We start from the raw sequence: 17,764 nt of genomic DNA, 5'->3' as shown, positions 1-17,764 counted from the left end.
TGCAATTGAACCTTCCGCCTGAGCATCTCGGCCTTTCGAACATGCATCATTTTTGAGCTGGCCGCGCATCGCGGGCTCCCTCGGCTTGGCGCCGATCAGACTGCGCTTCCTCCGCGCTCTCGAAGATGTGCGGCGCGACGCCGCGCTTCTCCAGGGCTTCGCCGAGCTTGATGCGCAGGAAGCCCGACGTGGTGTAGCGCGACACGCCGGAATAGAAGCGGTCGACGAGGCCGCGGACCATGGCCGAATAATCGTCCATCAGCTCCGGCAGGATGGAAAAATTGTCATAATTGACGATGGCGTAGACCCGGCGTCCGAGCGGCGCGAGCCTCGCCTCGACGATGGCAGCGATGGTGTCGATCTCGGCCTTGCTGCGCAGCGGATAGCGCTCGAGATTGACGAAGAACAGGTTTTGCTGCTCGTCCAGCGTGAAGCGCTGGTCGAGCGGGATCGTGAGCAGCCGCTCGCGCAGCTCCATCAGCCCGTCGCCGAAAATGCGCGGATCCATCAGCGCCGGGTCGCGCGGGATCAGCGGCTTGAAATCCATCAGGCGCAGGATGTCGCGCTCGATGTCGATGCCGGGCGCGATTTCGGTGAGCTCGAGCCCGCCCGGCCGGAGCTCGAACACGCACCGCTCGGTGACGTACAGCGTGCGCTGCTTGCGCGCGGCGGCAAACGGGCCGCTGAAGGTGACGTGCTCGACGTGATCTACGAACTTGCGCGACTTGGCCTCGTCGAGGATGGCGAGCCTGCCGTCCTTCACCGCGATGCGTTGCTTGCCCGCACCGAAGGTGCCGACGAAGATCACTTCCTTGGCGTTCTGGCTGATGTTGATGAAGCCGCCGGCCCCGGCAAGCTTCGGTCCGAATTTGCTGACATTGAGGTTGCCCACGCGATCGACCTGGGCGAGGCCGAGGAAGGCGGCATCGAGGCCGCCGCCGTCGTAGAAATCGAACTGATAGGGCTGGTCGATCACCGCCTGCGTGTTGATCGCCGCGCCGAAATCGATGCCGCTCGCGGGGATGCCGCCGATCACGCCGGGTTCCGCCGTCAGCGTGATGAGATCGATGATGCGCTCTTCGTTGGCGACCGAAGCGATCCCCTCCGGCATGCCGATGCCGAGATTGACGACGCTGTTGGCCTTCAGCTCCAGCGCGGCACGCCGGGCGATGATCTTGCGCTCGCTGATCGGCATCACCGGCAGCGAGGCGGCGCGGACGCGGATCTCGCTCGAGAACGCCGGATTGTATTGCGTGCCGAACGTCTGCCAGTGATTCTCCGGCTTCGACACCACGACGCAGTCGACGAGGATGCCGGGAATCTTGACCTGGCGCGGATTGAGGCTGCCGGCCTCGGCGACGCGCTCGACCTGGGCGATGACGATGCCGCCGGAATTGTGCGCCGCCATGGCGATGGTGAGCGCTTCCAGCGTCAGCGCCTCCTTCTCCATGGTGAGATTGCCGTCGGGATCACCCGTCGTGGCGCGGATGATCCCGACGTCGATGGGAAAGGTCTTGTAGAGCAGGCACTGCTCGCCGCGCAGCGTGATCAGTTCCACCAGGTCCTCGGTGGTGCGCGCATTCAGCTTGCCGCCGCCGTGCCGGGGATCGACGAAGGTGCCCATGCCGACGCGGGTGATGTGGCCGGGGCGGTGCGCGGCGATGTCGCGGAACAGATGCGTGATGACGCCCTGCGGCAGGTTGTAGGCTTCGATCTGGTTCGCGATCGCGAGCTGCTGCAATTTCGGCGCAAGACCCCAATGCCCGCCGATCACGCGCCGCACCAGGCCTTCATGCGCGAAATGATTGAGGCCGCGCTGCTTGCCGTCGCCCTGCCCGGCGGCATAGACCAGCGTCAGGTTGCGCGGCTTGCCTTGCGTATAGGGCGCATCGCCCTCGTGGGACAGATACAGCTCCTCCAGCGCGATCGCGATCTCCTCGGCAAAGCCGATGCCGACGAAGCCGCCGGTCGCCACCGTGTCGCCGTCGCGGATCAGCATGACGGCTTCATTCGCCGAGACGACCTTGCCCTTCTCGGAGTTGCGCAGATAAGGCAGAGCTGGATGATGGCTCACGGCGTTCCTCCCGCTCCCTGGACCGTAGGCCTTGTTGTGCTTGATCTTATCGCGAAGAGCTGCCCCGGAACAGGTTGCTCCTCGCGAAGGAAAGACGGCAAAGCGGATAGCAAGGTCCGCGCCAGATCCCGCAGTGCCGCGCAAAACGGCTGAAATCTGCGGCAATTGACTGCAATTCACCCCCGAAGAGCGGCCGGATGCGGTGTCCGGAATCCGAGACTCCGGACACTCCCATGTCTCGAAACTCAGACGGGCGCCGATCCCGAGGCGAGGCCGAATTTGGCGAGCTTCTTGTAGAAGGTCGCACGCGAGATCCGCAGCATCCTGGCGGCTTCGGTGATCTGGCCGTTGCTGGCGGCGAGCGCCTGTTCGAGCGTCTGCTTCTCGAACTCGGCCTCGGCCTCGGCATAGGGCACCACCGATCCGGCCGGGCGCTCGGGCGGTGCAAGCCTGACCTCGGTCTCGATCGGGAGAATGCGGGCGACATCCTCGCCGGTCAGCCGCCCGGAATCGCTGAGGATCAGCGCGCGCTCGAGGATGTTGCGGAGCTCGCGGACATTGCCCGGCCAGTCGTAACGGGCGAGCGCAGCGAGCGCGCTCGGCGTGATCTTCGCCTTGACGTAGTCGCGCGATGCGCTGATGTCGTCGAGCAGCCGGGCGCAGATGTCGGGGAGATCGTCCAGGCAGTGGCGCAGCGGCGGCAGGTCGACCGAAAGCACGTTGAGACGGTAGTAGAGGTCGGCGCGAAATGCGCCGTCGCTGACGCGCTTGCGCAGGTCCACATTGGTCGCGGCGATGACGCGGACGTCGACCCTGGTGATCTTGTCCGAGCCGAGCGGCTCGATCTCGCGCTCCTGGAGCACGCGCAGGAGTTTTGCTTGGAGCTGCAGCGGCATCTCGCCGATCTCGTCGAGGAACAGCGTGCCGCCGTCGGCAATGCGGAATTTGCCCTCGCGTCCCCGTCGGTCGGCGCCGGTATAGGCGCCCGGCGCAGTGCCGAAGAACTCCGATTCGATCAGCGTCTCGGGGATGGCGGCGACGTTGACGCTGACGAACGGCCTCTCGGCGCGCGAGGAGGCGTTGTGGATCGCCTGCGCCAGCATCTCCTTTCCCGTCCCGGTCTCGCCGGTGAGCAGCACCGTGACGCTCTGCCGCGCGGCGCGGCTGGCGAGCTCCTTGGCGCGCGCGATGGCCGGCGTCGCGCCGACGAAATCGGCGAAGGTGAAACGCGCCGCGCGGGCGTTGGACAATTGCCGCCGCGCCAGCCGCAGATCGCTCTCGAGCTGGGCGACGCGGGCGAGCAGGGGCTTCAGGCTTTCGAGATGATCGTAGAGCACGAAGCCGATCGCGCCGATCACCGTCCCGTTCTCGTCCTCGATCGGCATGCGGGTGACGACGAGCTGCTCGCCGCCGAGCTCCATGATGTCGAGCAGGATCGGCTCGCCGGTCTCGGCCACCCTCCGCATCAGGCTGTTCGGGATGACCTCCTCGATCGACCGGCCGATCGCCTCGCTGGGGTGGTTGAGGCCGAGGGCTGCAAGATATTTCTCGTTGACGTAGACGACGCGCCCGCCGCGATCGATCGCAATCGCGCCCTCGCAGAGCTTCTCCAGCCGCTCGAACAGCGTCTCCATCGCGCGCGCACGGAGATAGGCGGGATCGCTGATCGAGGAGGAAGCGGCAGGCATGAGATACCTCGGGGAGGTCCGCCCGTGTATTACCAAAAGTGTAGCGATTTCAAAGGGGGAAATGGGGATTGAAGCCAGCTCCAGCAATTGCTGTCGTCCCGGGGCGCGAAGCGAGCCCGGGACCCATACCCCCAGGGAGCAATTTGGCGAAGACTCTGAGTGGGAGCGTCGCGCAGCAACTGCGCTCTGTGGTTATGGGTCCCGGGCTCGCGCTTTGCGCGCCCCGGGACGACAGCGGGATGTGTTGCGCTGCCCCTACCGCCGATACCCGCTCGCCCGTGAATAGCCCTGGCGGTTCTGTTGCGCCGGGCGGCTTGCCACGCTGACCCGCGCCTCGCTCGAGGAGGGCGTTGCGAGCTTCAGCTCCTCCAGGAAGATCGGCCGCGAGAAGTAATAGCCCTGCGCGTAGCGGATCTTGGTGGCGGCCTGCAGATAGGCCAGCTCCTCGTAGGATTCGAGGCCTTCGGCGATCACCGTCATGCCGAGCGCCTCGCTCAAGGATTCGATCGCGCGCAGGATGCCCTGGCTGCGCGGACGCTTATGGATGTCCGTGATGAAGGAGCGGTCGATCTTGATCTCGTCGGCGGTGATGTCGGCCAGCGCCGAGAGCGAGGAATAGCCGGTGCCGAAATCGTCGATCGAGATGCCGACGCCGAGCTTGCGGAACATCGGCAGGATCTCGGCCTGGAAGTGATTCTTGGCGACGAAGGCGTCTTCCGTCACCTCGATCATGAACCGCTGCGGGAAGCCGGTCTCGTCCAGCGCCTGCGCAAAGCTGCGCATGAACTCGGGATTGCCGGCCTGCTTGGCGGCCATGTTGATGCTGATGGTCGCTTCCGGGCCGAACGTGTCGTTGATCAGGTCGATCGACTTGACGATCTCGGCGAGCACGAGATGGGTCAGCTCGTCGATCAGGCCGAGCTCGCCGGCAAGATTGATGAACGAGCCGGGTGCCTGGATCACGCCTTCGTCGTCACGCAGGCGCACCAAGGCCTCGATGCCCTTCACCGCCTGCGTGCGGATGTCGACCTTGGACTGGAAGGCGCAGCAGAAGCGCTTTTCCAGGATCGCGAGCCGCAGCGACTGCTCGACCTTCATCCGCGCCTGCGCCTCGCGCTCCATGCTGGCATCGAAGAAAGCGGCCAGTCCCTTGCCGTTGTTCTTGATGCGGTACATCGCGATGTCCGCGTTCTGCCGCAGCGTCTCGAAGCTGCTGCCATGGTCGGGATAGAGGCTGATGCCGACCGAGGTCGAGGCGAACACTTCCGAATGGTCGATGAAGAACGGCGCGGTCAGCCGCTCCAGCGTCGATTGCATGAATTCGGCGACTTCCTCCTGTCCCTGGATCGGTGACAGCAGCAGCAGGAATTCGTCGCCGGAGATGCGCGAGAGCATGTCGGAATCGCGCAAGTCACGTCCGAGCCGCTTCGACAGCTCGACCAGCAGCGCGTCGCCTACGGCGTGGCCGTAATAGTCGTTGATGTGCTTGAAATTGTCGACGTCGAGAAAGGCCAGCGCAAAGCGTTCGTCGCCGCGGTCGCGCGCGAGCAGGGCATTGGCGCGGTGCTCGATCACGCGCCGCGAGGGCAGCCCGGTCAGCTCGTCGAAATAGGCCGAGCGGAACAGCTGGTCCTCGAAGTTCTTCTGCTCGGTGATGTCGGAGGATGCCGAGATCAGGAGCTCGCGTCCGTCGAGACGAACCGGACGATGAGTCGTGAGCAGCACCTTTCGCGCGGCGCCGGCGTGAAGCGCTTCCTCGGTCACGACCGGCTGGCCGGCGCTCAGGGCCTGCCGGCAGGCTTCGCGGCGCGGCGTCAGATCGGGTGAAGGACGGCTGCCATCCAGGCCGAGCTGCGCGGCGGCGGCATCGTTGACCAGCAGCAGTTCGCCATTCGCGTCCTGCACGGTGAGGCCGGCCGGCAGCATTCTAACGATTTCCTTGAGAAAACCGAGCTCGGCTTCAGTCGCGCCGGAATATCGATTGTCGTTCATAGAAGTCATGAATCTTGTTGTTTGAGCGCGCCTTTAGCAATGGGCGCGATCTTCCGCGGTTCCCTCTTAAGTTTGGTTAAGGGGTCGGGAGAAATACGGGGGTGTTTTGGAGAAAACTTGCGACGATCCGACGCGCGCCGACGATCGTCATTAACAGAGCGTCAACGCGCTCAGCAAAACAGCGCGAGGTACGCGCGTGGGTGCGATTTCGCCTGCGGCCATCCTTCGAGACGCCGGCCGTCGGCGGACCCTCAGGATGAGGAGCGGAGTGCGCTGCGCCAGTTTCAGCGAACACCGAGGCCGCTTAGCCTCATCCTGAGGAGACCGCGAAGCGGTCGTCTCGAAGGATGAGGCGCTTGCTCAGGTCGCGCAAATGCCGCACGCGATTGCGCCACCGCGCAAGCGGGGGGAAGGATTACACCTTTCATGTCGCGATGTTCTATTCGCTTCGTGGAATTCGACACTGCATGATGCAATGCAGACCGGTTTTCAGATACGAGATCTCGGTCCTGCCGTCGAAAGCCGAGAGTGCCGATTTCAAGAGCTTGGTGCCGAAGCCGGGCTCCGACACCTTGTCCACGCTCGGTCCTTCGGTTTCGTCCCAGGTGACGGTCAGGCGGTCGTCGATGATGGTCCATGACACCTGCAACAGACCGCGCGGTGCGGAGAATGCGCCGTACTTGCCCGCATTGGTGGCTAGCTCGTGAAACATCAATGACAGCGTGACGGCGAGCTTCGGCGGCAGGAACAGCCGCTCGCCGTTGAGCGTGAAGCGGACATGGCCGTAAGGCCCGAGCTCGGAGATCAGGAGGTCACGGATGTCGCAGCCGGCCTTGTCGATCCGCGAGATCAAATCGTCGGTTGCGGCCAGCGAGCGCAGCCGCGGATCGACCCGGGCCCAGACCTGCGGCTGGTCGTGCAGCACCTGGTGCAGCACGGCATGCACCGTGGACAGCTTGTTCTTCAGCCGGTGCTGGAGCTCCTCGACCAGCAGCTTGCGATAATCTTCTTCCTCGATCAGGCGTTTGGAAATTCGGCGCTGCTCGGCCAGCATGGTGCGATAATGCTCGACACCCCAGATGGTCATCGCGCACACGGCCCAGTAAAGCGCCAGCAGGGCAAACCGCGCGCGATCGGCAAAAGCATCGCCGAAATTGAGGACGACGCCGAGCACGCCGCCGACGAGCGCCGTCACGATGCCGATCCGGAAGCCGCCCAGGGCCGCAGCAAAGAACACGGCCGGGAAGTAGGGCGTGAAATAGATGTCGGGACGAACCTGAGCGAGGCCCCAGCGGACCAGGGTTGCACCCAACAGGCAGACCACCGCAAAGCCGATGCTCAGACCGAGCGAAGGCGGCGCCGTACCCTGCCAGCCCTTGCGGAACTCGTCGATCAGCTTCTTCATGCGCTGCCCGGTTGCGATGGGCGTACGACGATCGAGCGGCCCACGAGGATGTTACGCATGCCGCTCGTCCAAGCATAGCTTGCCTTGTCGGAAGCGGGCAGGGATAGTGACCGCTGCGGCGACGGCGGCCGGCATTCGCCATTTGGCATCAAATCGCTCGAAAACAGGAACATTCCATGGGCAGGCTGGACGGCAAGGTTGCGGTGATTACGGGAGCGACGAGCGGCATCGGATTGCGCACTGCGGAAGTCTTCGTTGCCGAAGGTGCCAAAATTGTGATCGCGGGTCGGCGCGTGCCGGAAGGCGAGGCGTTGGCGAAGCAACTCGGGGAGAGTTGCATCTTCCGTCAGACCGACGTCACCGTCGAAGCGCAGATGCAGGCGCTGATCGCGCTCGCGGTGGACAAGTTCGGCAGGATCGATTGCCTGTTCAGCAATGCCGGCGGGCCGGCACAGACCGGCGGCATCGAGGGCCTCGAGGTCGAGCGGTTCGATGCGGCCATGGCGACGCTGGTGCGCAGCGTCATGCTCGGCATGAAGCACGCCGCGCCCTACATGAAGAAGCAGGGCGCGGGCAGCATCATCAACAATGGCAGCATTGCCGGCCGCCTCGCCGGCTTCTCGTCGTCGATGGTCTATAGTGCGGCCAAGGCGGCGGTGATCCACCTCACCAAATGCGTGGCGATGGAGCTCGGCGAATCCAACGTCCGCGTCAACGCGATCTCGCCCGGTGCGATCGCGACCGGCATCTTCGGCAAGGCGCTGGGGCTCTCGACCAATGCCGCCGAGAAGACGCCGGCAGTGATGCGCGAGGTCTACAAGACCGCGCAGCCGATCCCGCGGGCCGGCCTGCCCGACGACATCGCGCAGGCCGCAGTGTTCCTGGCCGGCGACGAATCCAGCTTCATCAACGGCCACGACCTCGTCGTCGACGGCGCCATGACCGGCGGCCGCAATTGGAGCCAACAGCAGCAGGGCTATGTGGCCCTGCGCAAGGCGTTCGACCAAGGGGCGTAGAAGCCCCACCGACGGTGCCGTAGGGTGGGCAAAGGCGCGCTCTTCGCGCGCCGTGCCCACCGTCGATGTTTGAACCCGGCGAGGCGTGGTGGGCACACTTCGCTTTGCCCATCCTACGAGACTAGGCTTCCGTCATTGCGAGGAGCCCTTGCGACGAAGCAATCCAGACTGTTTCCGGGGAGACAGTCTGGATTGCTTCGCTTCGCTCGCAATGACGGTGGTGACGCTAAACCGCCCTCACTCGCACCCGCAGCCCGTCCCGCGGCTTCGGGATCGGCCACATCTGCCAGTCCGGCTTGTAGCCTGGCGCGAGCGACACCTCGATGTTCTCCAGGAAATGCCGCGCGAAACACTTCGCCTGCATGTAGGCGAAGTGCAGGCCGAGGCACATATGCGCGCCGCCGCCGAACGGCACGAAGGCGAAGCGGTGGCGGCCGCGCTGCGCGTCCTCGGTGAAGCGCAGGGGATCGAAACGGTCCGGCTCCGGCCAGATCTCCTTCATGTGGTGCGTATAAAGCGGGTTGATGCCGACCGCCGTACCGGCGGGGATCGCAAAACCCTTGAAGCTGAAATCGCGCATCGCGCGGCGCGGCATCGACGGCACCGGCGGCTTGATCCGCAGCGCTTCCTTGAACGCCATCTCGGTCAGCGGCATCTTTTCCAGATCGTCGAAGCTGGTCGGCGCGCCGGAGACGAGACCGAGCGCGAGCACCTCCGCGCGCAGCCGGTCCTGCCAGTCCGGATTGGCGGCGAGCTCGCCGATGAAGGAGGTCAGCGACGAGGTCAGCGTGTCGTGCGCGGCCATCATCAGGAAGCTCATATGGTCGATGATGTCCTGGTCCGACAGCAGCGCGCCGTCCTCATGGGTGGCGCGGCAGAGCTGCGAGAACAAATCGTCGCCGCCGTGATTGCCGCGTCGCAGCGGAATCTGCTCGCGGAAATAGGCGATGATGCGCTTGCGTCCCTTCACCCCTCGCGCCATCTGGGTGCCGGGCAGGGGCCGGCGGATCGGGGTGACGGCGGCGGCGACCATGTCGATGAAGGCGCGGTTGATCTCGTCGACCTCGGGCCCGATATCGGCGCCGAGGAACGAGGCCGCGGCGAGATCGAGCGTGAGCTGCTTCATCGCCGGATAAAGCTGCATCTCGCCCGGCTTGGCCTTCCATTGCGCGACGCGCGCGGAAATGCCGCGGTCGAGATCTCCGAGATAGGACTTCATCGGCCCGGATTTGAAGGCGACCGAGAGCGCCTTGCGATGCAGGCGATGCTCCTCGAAATCCAGCAGCATCAATCCGCGCGGAAACAACAGCCCCAGCACCTTGTCCCAGCCATGGGTCGAGGAGAACAGCTTCTGCTGGTCGAACAGCACGAGCTCGTTGGCCTCGGGCCCGAGCAGCACGACATTGGTCTCGCCGAAAAAATGCGTGCGGTAGACCAGGCCGTACTTGGCGCCGTTCGCTTCGATGTGGCCCTTGGGATCGGCGAGCACCTGAAAGGTCTTGCCGATGATCGGCCAGCCTTCGTCGCCGGGAATGTGGGTCAGCTCGTTGCGCCGCGGCGGAGTGAACGGAAGCGCAGGGGCGGCCAAATTCTGCATCGACATGACGATTGCTCCGATTGGCTGGCTCCGCGAGCATAGCATATCGAGGTAGGCCAGCGCGCCGATCGTCTCATGCACAATGTCGTCAGCCGCCATCGGCGTCGCAGCGAGGGCAACGGCGCTTGAGAGCCTCCCTGCGGCCATCCTTCGAGACGCCCGCCTTCGGCGGGCCCTCAGGATGAGGACGGAGTGCGCGGCAGCAGTTTCAACGGATTCCGATGCCGCCTAGCCTCATCCTGAGGAGACCGCTGAAAGCGGTCGTCTCGAAGGACGAGGCGCTCGCTCAGGCGCCGCCAAGAAGTTCTGTATGAGCTGAGCCTTGCCCTACCGCTTCGCCGCTTCCTTCTGCAGATCTGGCGCGTTGACGGCGGGAATGGCGACGCGGCCGGGGCCGGTGACCTTCAGTGCCTCGGCGGCCTTCTCGTTCTCCATGATCTTGGCCATCACGGCCTGACCCGCGCGCTCGAAGATCGCACGGTTCTCGATCACGAATTTCTGCGACCTGCGCAGCCCGTCGATGTAGCCGTTGATCTCGGGCACGACGTAGCGCGCCACCATGTCCCAGCTCCGGCGTGTGTTTTCCGGATTGGCCCAGTCGTGCACGAAGCCGATGATGGCGCCGACGCCGCCGGAGACCTGCATCACGTTCTTGATGGTTTTGACGAGATCGTCGGGCGTGCCGATGGTGGACGCCGCGCCCTCGACGAAGGCGGTCTTGTCGACGGCCTCGTCGGGCGAGGAGAACGCGGTGAGGCCCGGCCGCTGCAGCGTGCCGACATTATACTCGTTGTGCCAGCGCATCAGGCCCGCGCCGGCCTCGCGTCGGGCTTGTTCACGCGTCTCCGCGATGTGCCAGGTCAAGAGCACGCGCCAGTCGGCGCGGTCGACCTTGGTGCCGTGCTTCTTGGCGGCATCCTCGGCGAACTGCCATTGCTGCTGCAGCGACATCAGGCCCTGCGTCGTCATCGAACCCAGCGAGATGATGCCGATGCCGTATTTGCCGGCCAGCGTCATGCCGGAGGGCGAGATCTGCGAGGCCACCACGAACGGCATCTCCTCCTGCAAGGGCAGGATCTGCAGCGCGGCGTCGTTCATGGTGAACCAGTCGCTCCTGGCGGTGACGCGCTCGCCGTTGAAGAGGCGGCGGATCACGCCGATCGCCTCGTCCTGGCGGTCGCGCTGCGTCATCGGATCGATGCCGAGCGTGTGCGCATCGGAGGCGAGCGCGCCCGGTCCGGAGCCGAAAATGGCGCGGCCGCCGGTCATGTGATCGAGCTGCACCATGCGCTGGGCAACGTTGAAGGGATGGTGATAGGGCAGCGACACCACGCCGGTGCCGAGCTTGATCCGCTTGGTGCGCTCGCCGGCCGCGGCCAGGAACATCTCGGGCGAGGCGATCATCTCCCAGCCCGAGGAATGATGCTCGCCGCACCAGAACTCGTCATAGCCGAGCGCATCCAGCTGCTCGACGAGGTCGAGATCGCGCCGGAACTGCAGCATCGGATGCTCCCCGATCGGGTGATGCGGGGCAAGAAAGGCTCCGAACTTCAGGCGCGCCATGTGTTCTCTCCGGCTGAATTTTCTGTTTGTTGGTCGTGTCAGGCTACGTGCCTGACCGCACGAACGCAATCACGCGATGTCCCGCGTGGTGGAATGCAGGCATGCGCCGAAGCGAGGAGGGGAGCCTCAGCGGGGGCTGATGTAATTCAGTGTCACGATGGTGCCACGCCGTCATTGCGAGCGCAGCGAAGCAATCCAGAGTATCTCCGCGGCAAGACTCTGGATTGCTTCGCTGCGCTCGCAATGACGTGTCGAGAGGGCGTCGCTCAAGCGATATCGGACTCGCGGAGAGGCGAAGCGATCTGCGATCGAATGAAGAGGCGCACGCGCTGGCGCCCACGATGATCGTCTTCAGCTATGGCACGACGAAATGCGGCCGGAATGGCCGCAATCAGCACGCGTAGCCTTTCTCGTCTCGCTCGCGCTGTTTGTGACATTAATCGTGACCCCGCGCCGCATTTCCGGCGCGGAAGCGCCGCGCCGCTGCAAGAAGTCGGGGCATTGCTGTTAATACCTGCGGAATCCTGCGGTCTTCCGCGAATTTCACCGAGATCGACAGCGCACGGTCTTTTTATTTTGCAACGCAGCAACTATCTGGTTGGGCTGGACGTTGAACGTCGCTCACCAGGACATTGCCGTGTCGTTAGCCAGAAATATCGATCTCTTGAGACGTCTGCCCAGGCTGGACGGACTGCGCTTCGCCGAGCCCGGCCGCGGTGCAGGTGGATTCAGCCCGCTGCAGGAGGTCACTGGCTTCGGCGACAATCCCGGCGCCTTGCGCATGTTCGCGTTCGTGCCGGCGCAATTGCAGCGGCCGCGCGCGCTCGTCGTCGTGCTGCATGGCTGCGGGCAGACGGCGGCCGGTTACGATCTCGGCGCGGGCTGGTCGACTCTCGCGCAGCATTACGGCTTTGCGCTGCTGATGCCCGAGCAGCAGCGCATCAACAACGCCAACACCTGCTTCAACTGGTTCAATCCGGAGGACATCGCGCGGGACAGCGGCGAGCCGCGTTCGATCCGCGCGATGATCGCGCACATGGTGAAGGCGCATCGCATCGATCCCAGGCGCGTCTTCATCACCGGCCTGTCGGCCGGCGGCGGCATGACCTCGGTGATGCTCGCGACCTATCCGGAAGTCTTTACCGCGGGCGCGATCATTGCCGGGCTGCCTTACGGCATCGCCTCCAATCTGCGCGAGGCGCTCGACGGCATGTTTCATTCTCCGGTGCGTCCAGGGCGCGAGCTCGGCGATCTCGTGCGCAGCGCCTCCGATCATCGCGGGCCATGGCCGAGGGTTTCGGTGTGGCACGGCAGCGCCGACCGCACCGTCAATCCCGGCAATGCCAACGAGATCGTCAAGCAGTGGCTCGACCTGCACGGTCTGCCCGAAGTGCCGATGGCGGAGACCAATGTCGACGGCTATCCGCGCCAGGCCTGGTGGGACAAGGACGGCGAGACGCTGGTCGAGTCCTTTGCCATCACCGACATGGCGCACGGCACGCCGCTTGGGCTGGCCGACAACGATCAGCGCTACGGCATCGAAGGCGCCTTCCTGATCGAGGCCGGCATCTCATCGTCCTATCACATCGCTAAGTTCTTCGGCCTCACCGGCTGGATTCCGGACGCCGCCACGAAGAAGGCGGAGGCCAAGCCTGCCATGAAGTCCGCTACGAAGCCTGCCGCGAAACCGGCGCTCTCGCCTGCGCCGCATCTCGCCCGCTCGATCCGCACCGCGGTTGCCGCAGAGCCGGCCGAGCCGCAGCGCGAAATGGCGCGCGGCTTCGACATCGGCCAGATCATCACCCGCGCGCTGACGGCCGCGGGATTGATGAAGTAGTTGGTCGACACACATTCAGCCGTCGTCCCGGACAAGCGCGCCTCAAGCGCACGCAGATCCGGGACCCATAGCCACAGGACAAAGTTGGGCACGAAGAGGTAACTCCGAGTCCCGTAACCACATCTCCCTGTGGTTATGGATCCCGGATCTGCGCTTGCGCTTGTCCGGGATGACAGCGGAGTTTGTAGCGCCTCACATCTCGCCGGTGATGAACGGATTGGTCATCCGCTCCTGGCCGATGCTCGAGCCGGCGCCGTGGCCGCAGATGAAGCCGACGTCGTCGCCGAGCGGCAGCAATTTCGTCTTGATCGAGTCGATCAGCGTGGCGTGACTGCCGCCGGGCAGGTCGGTGCGCCCGACCGAGCCGGCGAACAGCACGTCGCCGACATGGGCAAAGCGCAGATCCTTGTTGAAGAACACCACGCTGCCCGGCGAGTGGCCGGGGCAATGCAGGATGTCGAAGTGCAGGTCGCCGATCGACACGCGCTCGCCCTCGTCGAGCCAGCGGTCGGGCGTGAAATCGCGTCCTCCGGTCATGCCGAAGCGCGCGCCGCTCGCCACGACGTTGTCGAGCAGGAACTTGTCCGCGACATGCGGACCCTCGATCGGCACCTTCAGCGCATCGCGCAGCTCGGCTGCGCCGCCGACGTGATCGATATGGCCATGGGTCAGCCAGATCTTCTCCACGGTGACGCCGGTCTGCTTGATCGCATCCAGAATCTTCGGCACGTCGCCGCCGGGATCGATCACCACGGCCTTCTTGGAAGGCTCGTCCCAGATGATGGTGCAGTTCTGCTCGAACAGCGTCACGGGAACGATGATCGCGCCCGCCTTGGCTTGCCGGGATTCTTGGGTGTCGTTTTGCTCGGTCATGGCCTCACAATGCCGATTTTTGCCGGGCCGCCAAGCAAAAGATTCGTGCCCGCGCCGGGGAACAACCGTCACACGGCCGTCCCAATTGGCCTGCCAATTTGAACCGGGGCGTTGCTGTCGCGTTCTCCCGCGCAAGGCGGCGGATTTGGGTGGTCTTCGGCATGGCTCACGACAACGAGAATTGGTGGCGCGACGGCATCTTCTATCAGATCTATCCGCGCTCGTTTCAGGACTCGAACGGCGACGGCGTCGGCGATCTCGCCGGCATCCTGCAGCGGCTGCCTTATGTCAAGTCGCTCGGCGTCGACGCGATCTGGCTGTCGCCGATCTTTCCCTCGCCGATGGCGGATTTCGGCTACGACATCTCGGACTATGTCGGCATCGAGCCGCTGTTCGGCACGATGGCGGATTTCGACGCGTTGCTCGCGGCCGCCCATGACAATGGCCTGAAGCTGATCCTCGACCTCGTGCCGAACCACACCTCCGACCAGCACCCATGGTTCGTCGAGAGCCGGTCCTCGCGCGACAATCCCAAGCGCGATTGGTACATCTGGCGCGATCCGGCAGAAGGCGGCGGCGTGCCGAACAATTGGCTGTCCGAGTTCGGCGGCAGTGCCTGGCAGTTCGACGAGACCACGGGCCAATATTATTACCACGCCTTCCTCGCCCAGCAGCCGGATCTCAACTGGCGCAATCCGGACGTCCGCGCCGCGATCTACGACGTGATGCGGTTCTGGCTGGACCGGGGTGTCGACGGCTTTCGCGTCGACGTGATCTGGCATTTGATCAAGGACGTCGAATTCCGCGACAATCCGCCCAACCCGCATTATGTCGAGGGCCGGCCGCCGAACGAGAGGATCCTGACGCAATATTCCACCGACCAATCGGAGGTGCACGATGTCATCGCCGAGATGCGGCGTGTCACCGATTCCTATGGCGCGCGCGTCCTGATCGGCGAGATCTATCTGCCGCTGCACCGGCTCATGGCCTATTACGGCAACGATCTCACCGGCGCGCAGATGCCGTTCAATTTCGCGCTGCTCTCGACCTTCTGGAGCGCCCGCTCGATCGAAAAGATCATCGAGGATTACGAGAAGGCGCTGCCGCGCGGTGCCTGGCCGAACTGGGTGCTCGGCAACCACGATCGCCCGCGCGTCGCGAGCCGCGTCGGGCCCGAGCAGGCCCGCGTTGCCGCCATGCTGCTGCTGACGCTGCGCGGCACGCCGACGCTTTACTACGGTGACGAGATCGGCATGCACCAGCTCGCGATCGCGCCGGAGGACGTGCGCGATCCCTTCGAGAAGAACGTGCCCGGCATCGGTGTCGGACGCGACGGCTGCCGCACGCCGATGCAATGGGATTCCTCGAACTTCGCCGGCTTTTCGCAAGCAAGGCCGTGGCTACCGCTGCCGGAGGACCACATCCGCGAGAATGTCGCCAATCTCGAATCCGATGCGCGCTCCATCCTCAACCTCTACAAGCGCCTGATCGGCTTGCGGAAGAGCTGTCCCCCGCTGATTGCAGGCGACTATCATCCGATCGCCGCGCAAGGCGATCTCCTGATCTACCGCCGCGAGGCCGGCAGCAAGGCTGTGATCGTGGCGCTCAATCTCGGCCCCGATCCGGTCGCGGTGACCACCAGCGCGATCCGTTTCGGCAGCAGCATCCTGCTGTCGACGTTCCTGGATCGCGAAGGTGAGGAGATCGAAGGCGTGCTGAACCTGCGCGGCAATGAGGGCGTGGTGGTGGCGTCGCCGTAGGCGTCGCTTTCGCTGGGAGAACGGCGGAGAAGGTGGCCACCGCTATCTCCCCGTCATTGCGAGCGCAGCGAAGCAATCCAGTCTGTCTCCGCGGAAGCAGACTGGATTGCTTCGTCGCAAGAGCTCCTCGCAATGACGATCGTTGAATCGGCCGGGCAGACCCGACATATAGAGCTACCCCGGATGCTTCTTCCCGCCCACGGCGTCGTCGTCGATATCGCTCCGCTTCAACAGATAGTCCAGCCCGCCGACGCGATACCAGCGGTAGCCGTATGGCTCCAGCACGATGCGATGCTGGCCGCGCTTGTCGGCGTGGCTGTGGTCCTCCGCGAGCAGATTGATCAGGTGCGCGCCGGTCTCGCCTGACAGCCCTGTCGAGAACGCGACCTCGCGCGGCTTCTCGTCGAGATTGTGCACGAACAGCACTGAATTGTTGCGCCAATCGTAGCGCATGATGAACACCGCGGGATCGCGCACGGGAATGACGGTGAAATCGCCCCAGCCGACCTCAGGCACTTCCTTCCGCATGCGGATGATGCGCTCGGTCCAGTTCAGCATGGAGTTCGGATCGCGCCGCTGTTTTGCGACATTGACGTGCGGAAAGCCGTAAGGGCCCTCGTCGATGACGGGACGTGCAGGCTTGTCGCTCTTGGTGAAGCCGCCATGCGGCTCGGTCGACCATTGCATCGGCGTGCGCGCGCAATTGCGCTCGGGCAATGAGAGATCGTCGCCCATCGCGATCTCGTCGCCGTAGCGGATCACGGGCGTCCCCGGCAGCGTGCACATCAGGCTGTAGGCGAGCTCGAGCCGCCTGCGGTCGCCGCCCAGCATCGGCGCGAGCCGCCGGCGGATGCCGCGGTCGTAGAGCTGCATGTCCTTGTCGGGTCCGAAGGATTTGAAAACGGTGTCCCGCTGCACCTTGGTCAGGCGCCCCAGATCGAGCTCGTCGTGATTGCGCAGGAACAGGCCCCATTGCGCCGTCGCCGGCCGCGGTTTTGTTGCTTTCAGCGCCTTCGCCAGGGGGCGCGTATCGGCGGATGCCAGCGCATAGAACAGGTGCTGGTTGACGTGGAAGTTGAACATCATGTGCATGCGATCGCCGTCGCGCCCGAAATACTTCATGTCCGTCTTCGGCAGCACGTTGGCTTCGGCGAGAATGATGGCGTCGCCCTGCCGCCATTGCAGGAATTCGCGGAAGGCGCGCAGCATGTCGTATTGCTCGACCGGCTTTTTCACCTTCGCGCCTTTGGTGGCGATGATGAAGGGCACGGCGTCCATGCGGAAGCCGGAGACGCCGAGCTGGATCCAGAAGCCCATGATCTTCAGGATCTCGGCCTGCACATGCGGGTTCGAGGTGTTGAGATCCGGCTGGAAATCGTAGAAGCGATGGAAGTAATACGCGCCCGATTCCTTGTCGCGCGTCCAGGTCGATTTCTGCACGCCGGGAAACACCATGCCCTTGTTGGCACCGGCCGGCTTCTTGTCCGACCAGACGTACCAGTCGCGATAGGGCGAAGCCTTATCGCGCCGCGCTTCCTTGAACCAGCGGTGCTGGTCCGAGGTGTGGTTGACGACGAGGTCGATGATGACGCGGATGCCGCGCTGCTTGCAGCCATGGGTGAACTCGACGAAATCGCCGAGCGTGCCGTAGCGAGGATCGACGCTGTAATAGTCGGCGACGTCGTAGCCGTCGTCCCGACCCGGCGAGGTCTGGAACGGCATCAGCCAGATCGTGGTGATGCCGAGCCCGTGCAGATAATCAAGCCGCCGCAACAGCCCCTTGAAATCGCCGACGCCGTCGCCGTTGGCGTCCATATAGGAGCCGACGGACAGGCAATAGATCACGCCGTTCTTGTACCAGAGATCGTCGATCATGCGCGAGCCGCTCGGTGGGTGGTTCCGCCCGGGTGGGCGGCTGCGTGATAAGTGTTGAAGGCCGAGCGCGGTTCCGCGCTCTCA

At 64.5% G+C, this 17,764-nt stretch carries 11 protein-coding genes; 3 read left to right on the top strand and 8 right to left on the bottom strand.

What is annotated here, in order from left to right; all coding sequences use genetic code 11:
- Window positions 1-46: 46 nt before the first annotated feature.
- The 4 genes from AB7M16_RS17965 to AB7M16_RS17950 all read right to left on the bottom strand — a co-directional run bounded on the left by AB7M16_RS17965 (window position 47) and on the right by AB7M16_RS17950 (window position 7,159).
- Window positions 47-2,074 carry an acyl CoA:acetate/3-ketoacid CoA transferase gene (locus AB7M16_RS17965; RefSeq protein ID WP_453944687.1) on the bottom strand — a complete coding sequence of 676 codons (2,028 nt, stop codon included), beginning with the start codon at window positions 2,072-2,074 and terminating at the stop codon, window positions 47-49.
- A 245-nt stretch (window positions 2,075-2,319) separates the two neighbouring features.
- Window positions 2,320-3,762 (bottom strand): sigma-54 interaction domain-containing protein, encoded by a 1,443-nt coding sequence (locus tag AB7M16_RS17960; RefSeq protein WP_453944686.1) that lies wholly within the window; start codon window positions 3,760-3,762, stop codon window positions 2,320-2,322.
- Window positions 3,763-4,017: 255 nt separating this feature from the next.
- Window positions 4,018-5,754: a putative bifunctional diguanylate cyclase/phosphodiesterase gene (locus AB7M16_RS17955; protein ID WP_453944685.1), complete on the bottom strand. Its 1,737-nt coding sequence runs from the start codon at window positions 5,752-5,754 to the stop codon at window positions 4,018-4,020.
- Between the two features lie 439 nt (window positions 5,755-6,193).
- Window positions 6,194-7,159 carry a sensor histidine kinase gene (locus tag AB7M16_RS17950; RefSeq protein ID WP_172787928.1) on the bottom strand — a complete coding sequence of 322 codons (966 nt, stop codon included), beginning with the start codon at window positions 7,157-7,159 and terminating at the stop codon, window positions 6,194-6,196.
- Between the two features lie 176 nt (window positions 7,160-7,335).
- On the opposite strand from AB7M16_RS17950, the gene AB7M16_RS17945 reads away from it, so the two are divergent.
- The gene (locus tag AB7M16_RS17945) at window positions 7,336-8,175 is read left to right on the top strand and encodes an SDR family NAD(P)-dependent oxidoreductase (protein WP_453944684.1); all 840 of its coding nucleotides are present in this window, start codon (window positions 7,336-7,338) and stop codon (window positions 8,173-8,175) included.
- Between the two features lie 226 nt (window positions 8,176-8,401).
- Here AB7M16_RS17945 and AB7M16_RS17940 read toward each other — a convergent pair whose 3' ends face one another.
- Window positions 8,402-9,778, bottom strand: coding sequence for a cytochrome P450 (locus AB7M16_RS17940; RefSeq protein WP_172787926.1), 1,377 nt, complete (start codon window positions 9,776-9,778; stop codon window positions 8,402-8,404).
- Between the two features lie 321 nt (window positions 9,779-10,099).
- Window positions 10,100-11,335: an LLM class flavin-dependent oxidoreductase gene (locus tag AB7M16_RS17935; protein ID WP_172787925.1), complete on the bottom strand. Its 1,236-nt coding sequence runs from the start codon at window positions 11,333-11,335 to the stop codon at window positions 10,100-10,102.
- A 637-nt stretch (window positions 11,336-11,972) separates the two neighbouring features.
- On the opposite strand from AB7M16_RS17935, the gene AB7M16_RS17930 reads away from it, so the two are divergent.
- Entirely contained in the window at window positions 11,973-13,172 is a 1,200-nt protein-coding gene (locus AB7M16_RS17930; RefSeq protein ID WP_453944683.1) for an extracellular catalytic domain type 1 short-chain-length polyhydroxyalkanoate depolymerase, read from the top strand.
- Between the two features lie 192 nt (window positions 13,173-13,364).
- Here AB7M16_RS17930 and AB7M16_RS17925 read toward each other — a convergent pair whose 3' ends face one another.
- The gene (locus AB7M16_RS17925; protein ID WP_172787922.1) at window positions 13,365-14,045 is read right to left on the bottom strand and encodes an MBL fold metallo-hydrolase; all 681 of its coding nucleotides are present in this window, start codon (window positions 14,043-14,045) and stop codon (window positions 13,365-13,367) included.
- Between the two features lie 161 nt (window positions 14,046-14,206).
- Here AB7M16_RS17925 and AB7M16_RS17920 point away from each other — a divergent pair, with 161 nt between their 5' ends.
- Window positions 14,207-15,805, top strand: a complete 1,599-nt coding sequence (locus AB7M16_RS17920) for an alpha-amylase family glycosyl hydrolase (RefSeq protein ID WP_453944682.1) — start codon at window positions 14,207-14,209, stop codon at window positions 15,803-15,805.
- A gap of 174 nt (window positions 15,806-15,979) precedes the next feature.
- Here the strand turns inward: AB7M16_RS17920 and AB7M16_RS17915 are convergent, their stop codons facing one another.
- Window positions 15,980-17,680, bottom strand: coding sequence for an alpha-amylase family protein (locus AB7M16_RS17915; protein ID WP_453944681.1), 1,701 nt, complete (start codon window positions 17,678-17,680; stop codon window positions 15,980-15,982).
- Window positions 17,681-17,764: the final 84 nt, after the last annotated feature.

It is taken from the genome of Bradyrhizobium sp. USDA 372 (assembly GCF_053629095.1).
Note: the sequence above shows the minus strand (reverse complement) of the source record. Positions and strands in the feature narration are given on the sequence as shown.

Excerpts from the sequence above, each read along its gene's own strand:
- AB7M16_RS17960 (WP_453944686.1), bottom strand. The coding sequence starts at position 3,762 with ATGCCTGCCGCTTCCTCCTCGATCAGCGATCCCGCCTATCTCCGTGCG.
- AB7M16_RS17955 (WP_453944685.1), bottom strand. The coding sequence starts at position 5,754 with ATGAACGACAATCGATATTCCGGCGCGACTGAAGCCGAGCTCGGTTTT.
- AB7M16_RS17950 (WP_172787928.1), bottom strand. The coding sequence starts at position 7,159 with ATGAAGAAGCTGATCGACGAGTTCCGCAAGGGCTGGCAGGGTACGGCG.
- AB7M16_RS17945 (WP_453944684.1), top strand. The coding sequence starts at position 7,336 with ATGGGCAGGCTGGACGGCAAGGTTGCGGTGATTACGGGAGCGACGAGC.
- AB7M16_RS17940 (WP_172787926.1), bottom strand. The coding sequence starts at position 9,778 with ATGTCGATGCAGAATTTGGCCGCCCCTGCGCTTCCGTTCACTCCGCCG.
- AB7M16_RS17935 (WP_172787925.1), bottom strand. The coding sequence starts at position 11,335 with ATGGCGCGCCTGAAGTTCGGAGCCTTTCTTGCCCCGCATCACCCGATC.
- AB7M16_RS17925 (WP_172787922.1), bottom strand. The coding sequence starts at position 14,045 with ATGACCGAGCAAAACGACACCCAAGAATCCCGGCAAGCCAAGGCGGGC.
- AB7M16_RS17920 (WP_453944682.1), top strand. The coding sequence starts at position 14,207 with ATGGCTCACGACAACGAGAATTGGTGGCGCGACGGCATCTTCTATCAG.
- AB7M16_RS17915 (WP_453944681.1), bottom strand. The coding sequence starts at position 17,680 with ATGATCGACGATCTCTGGTACAAGAACGGCGTGATCTATTGCCTGTCC.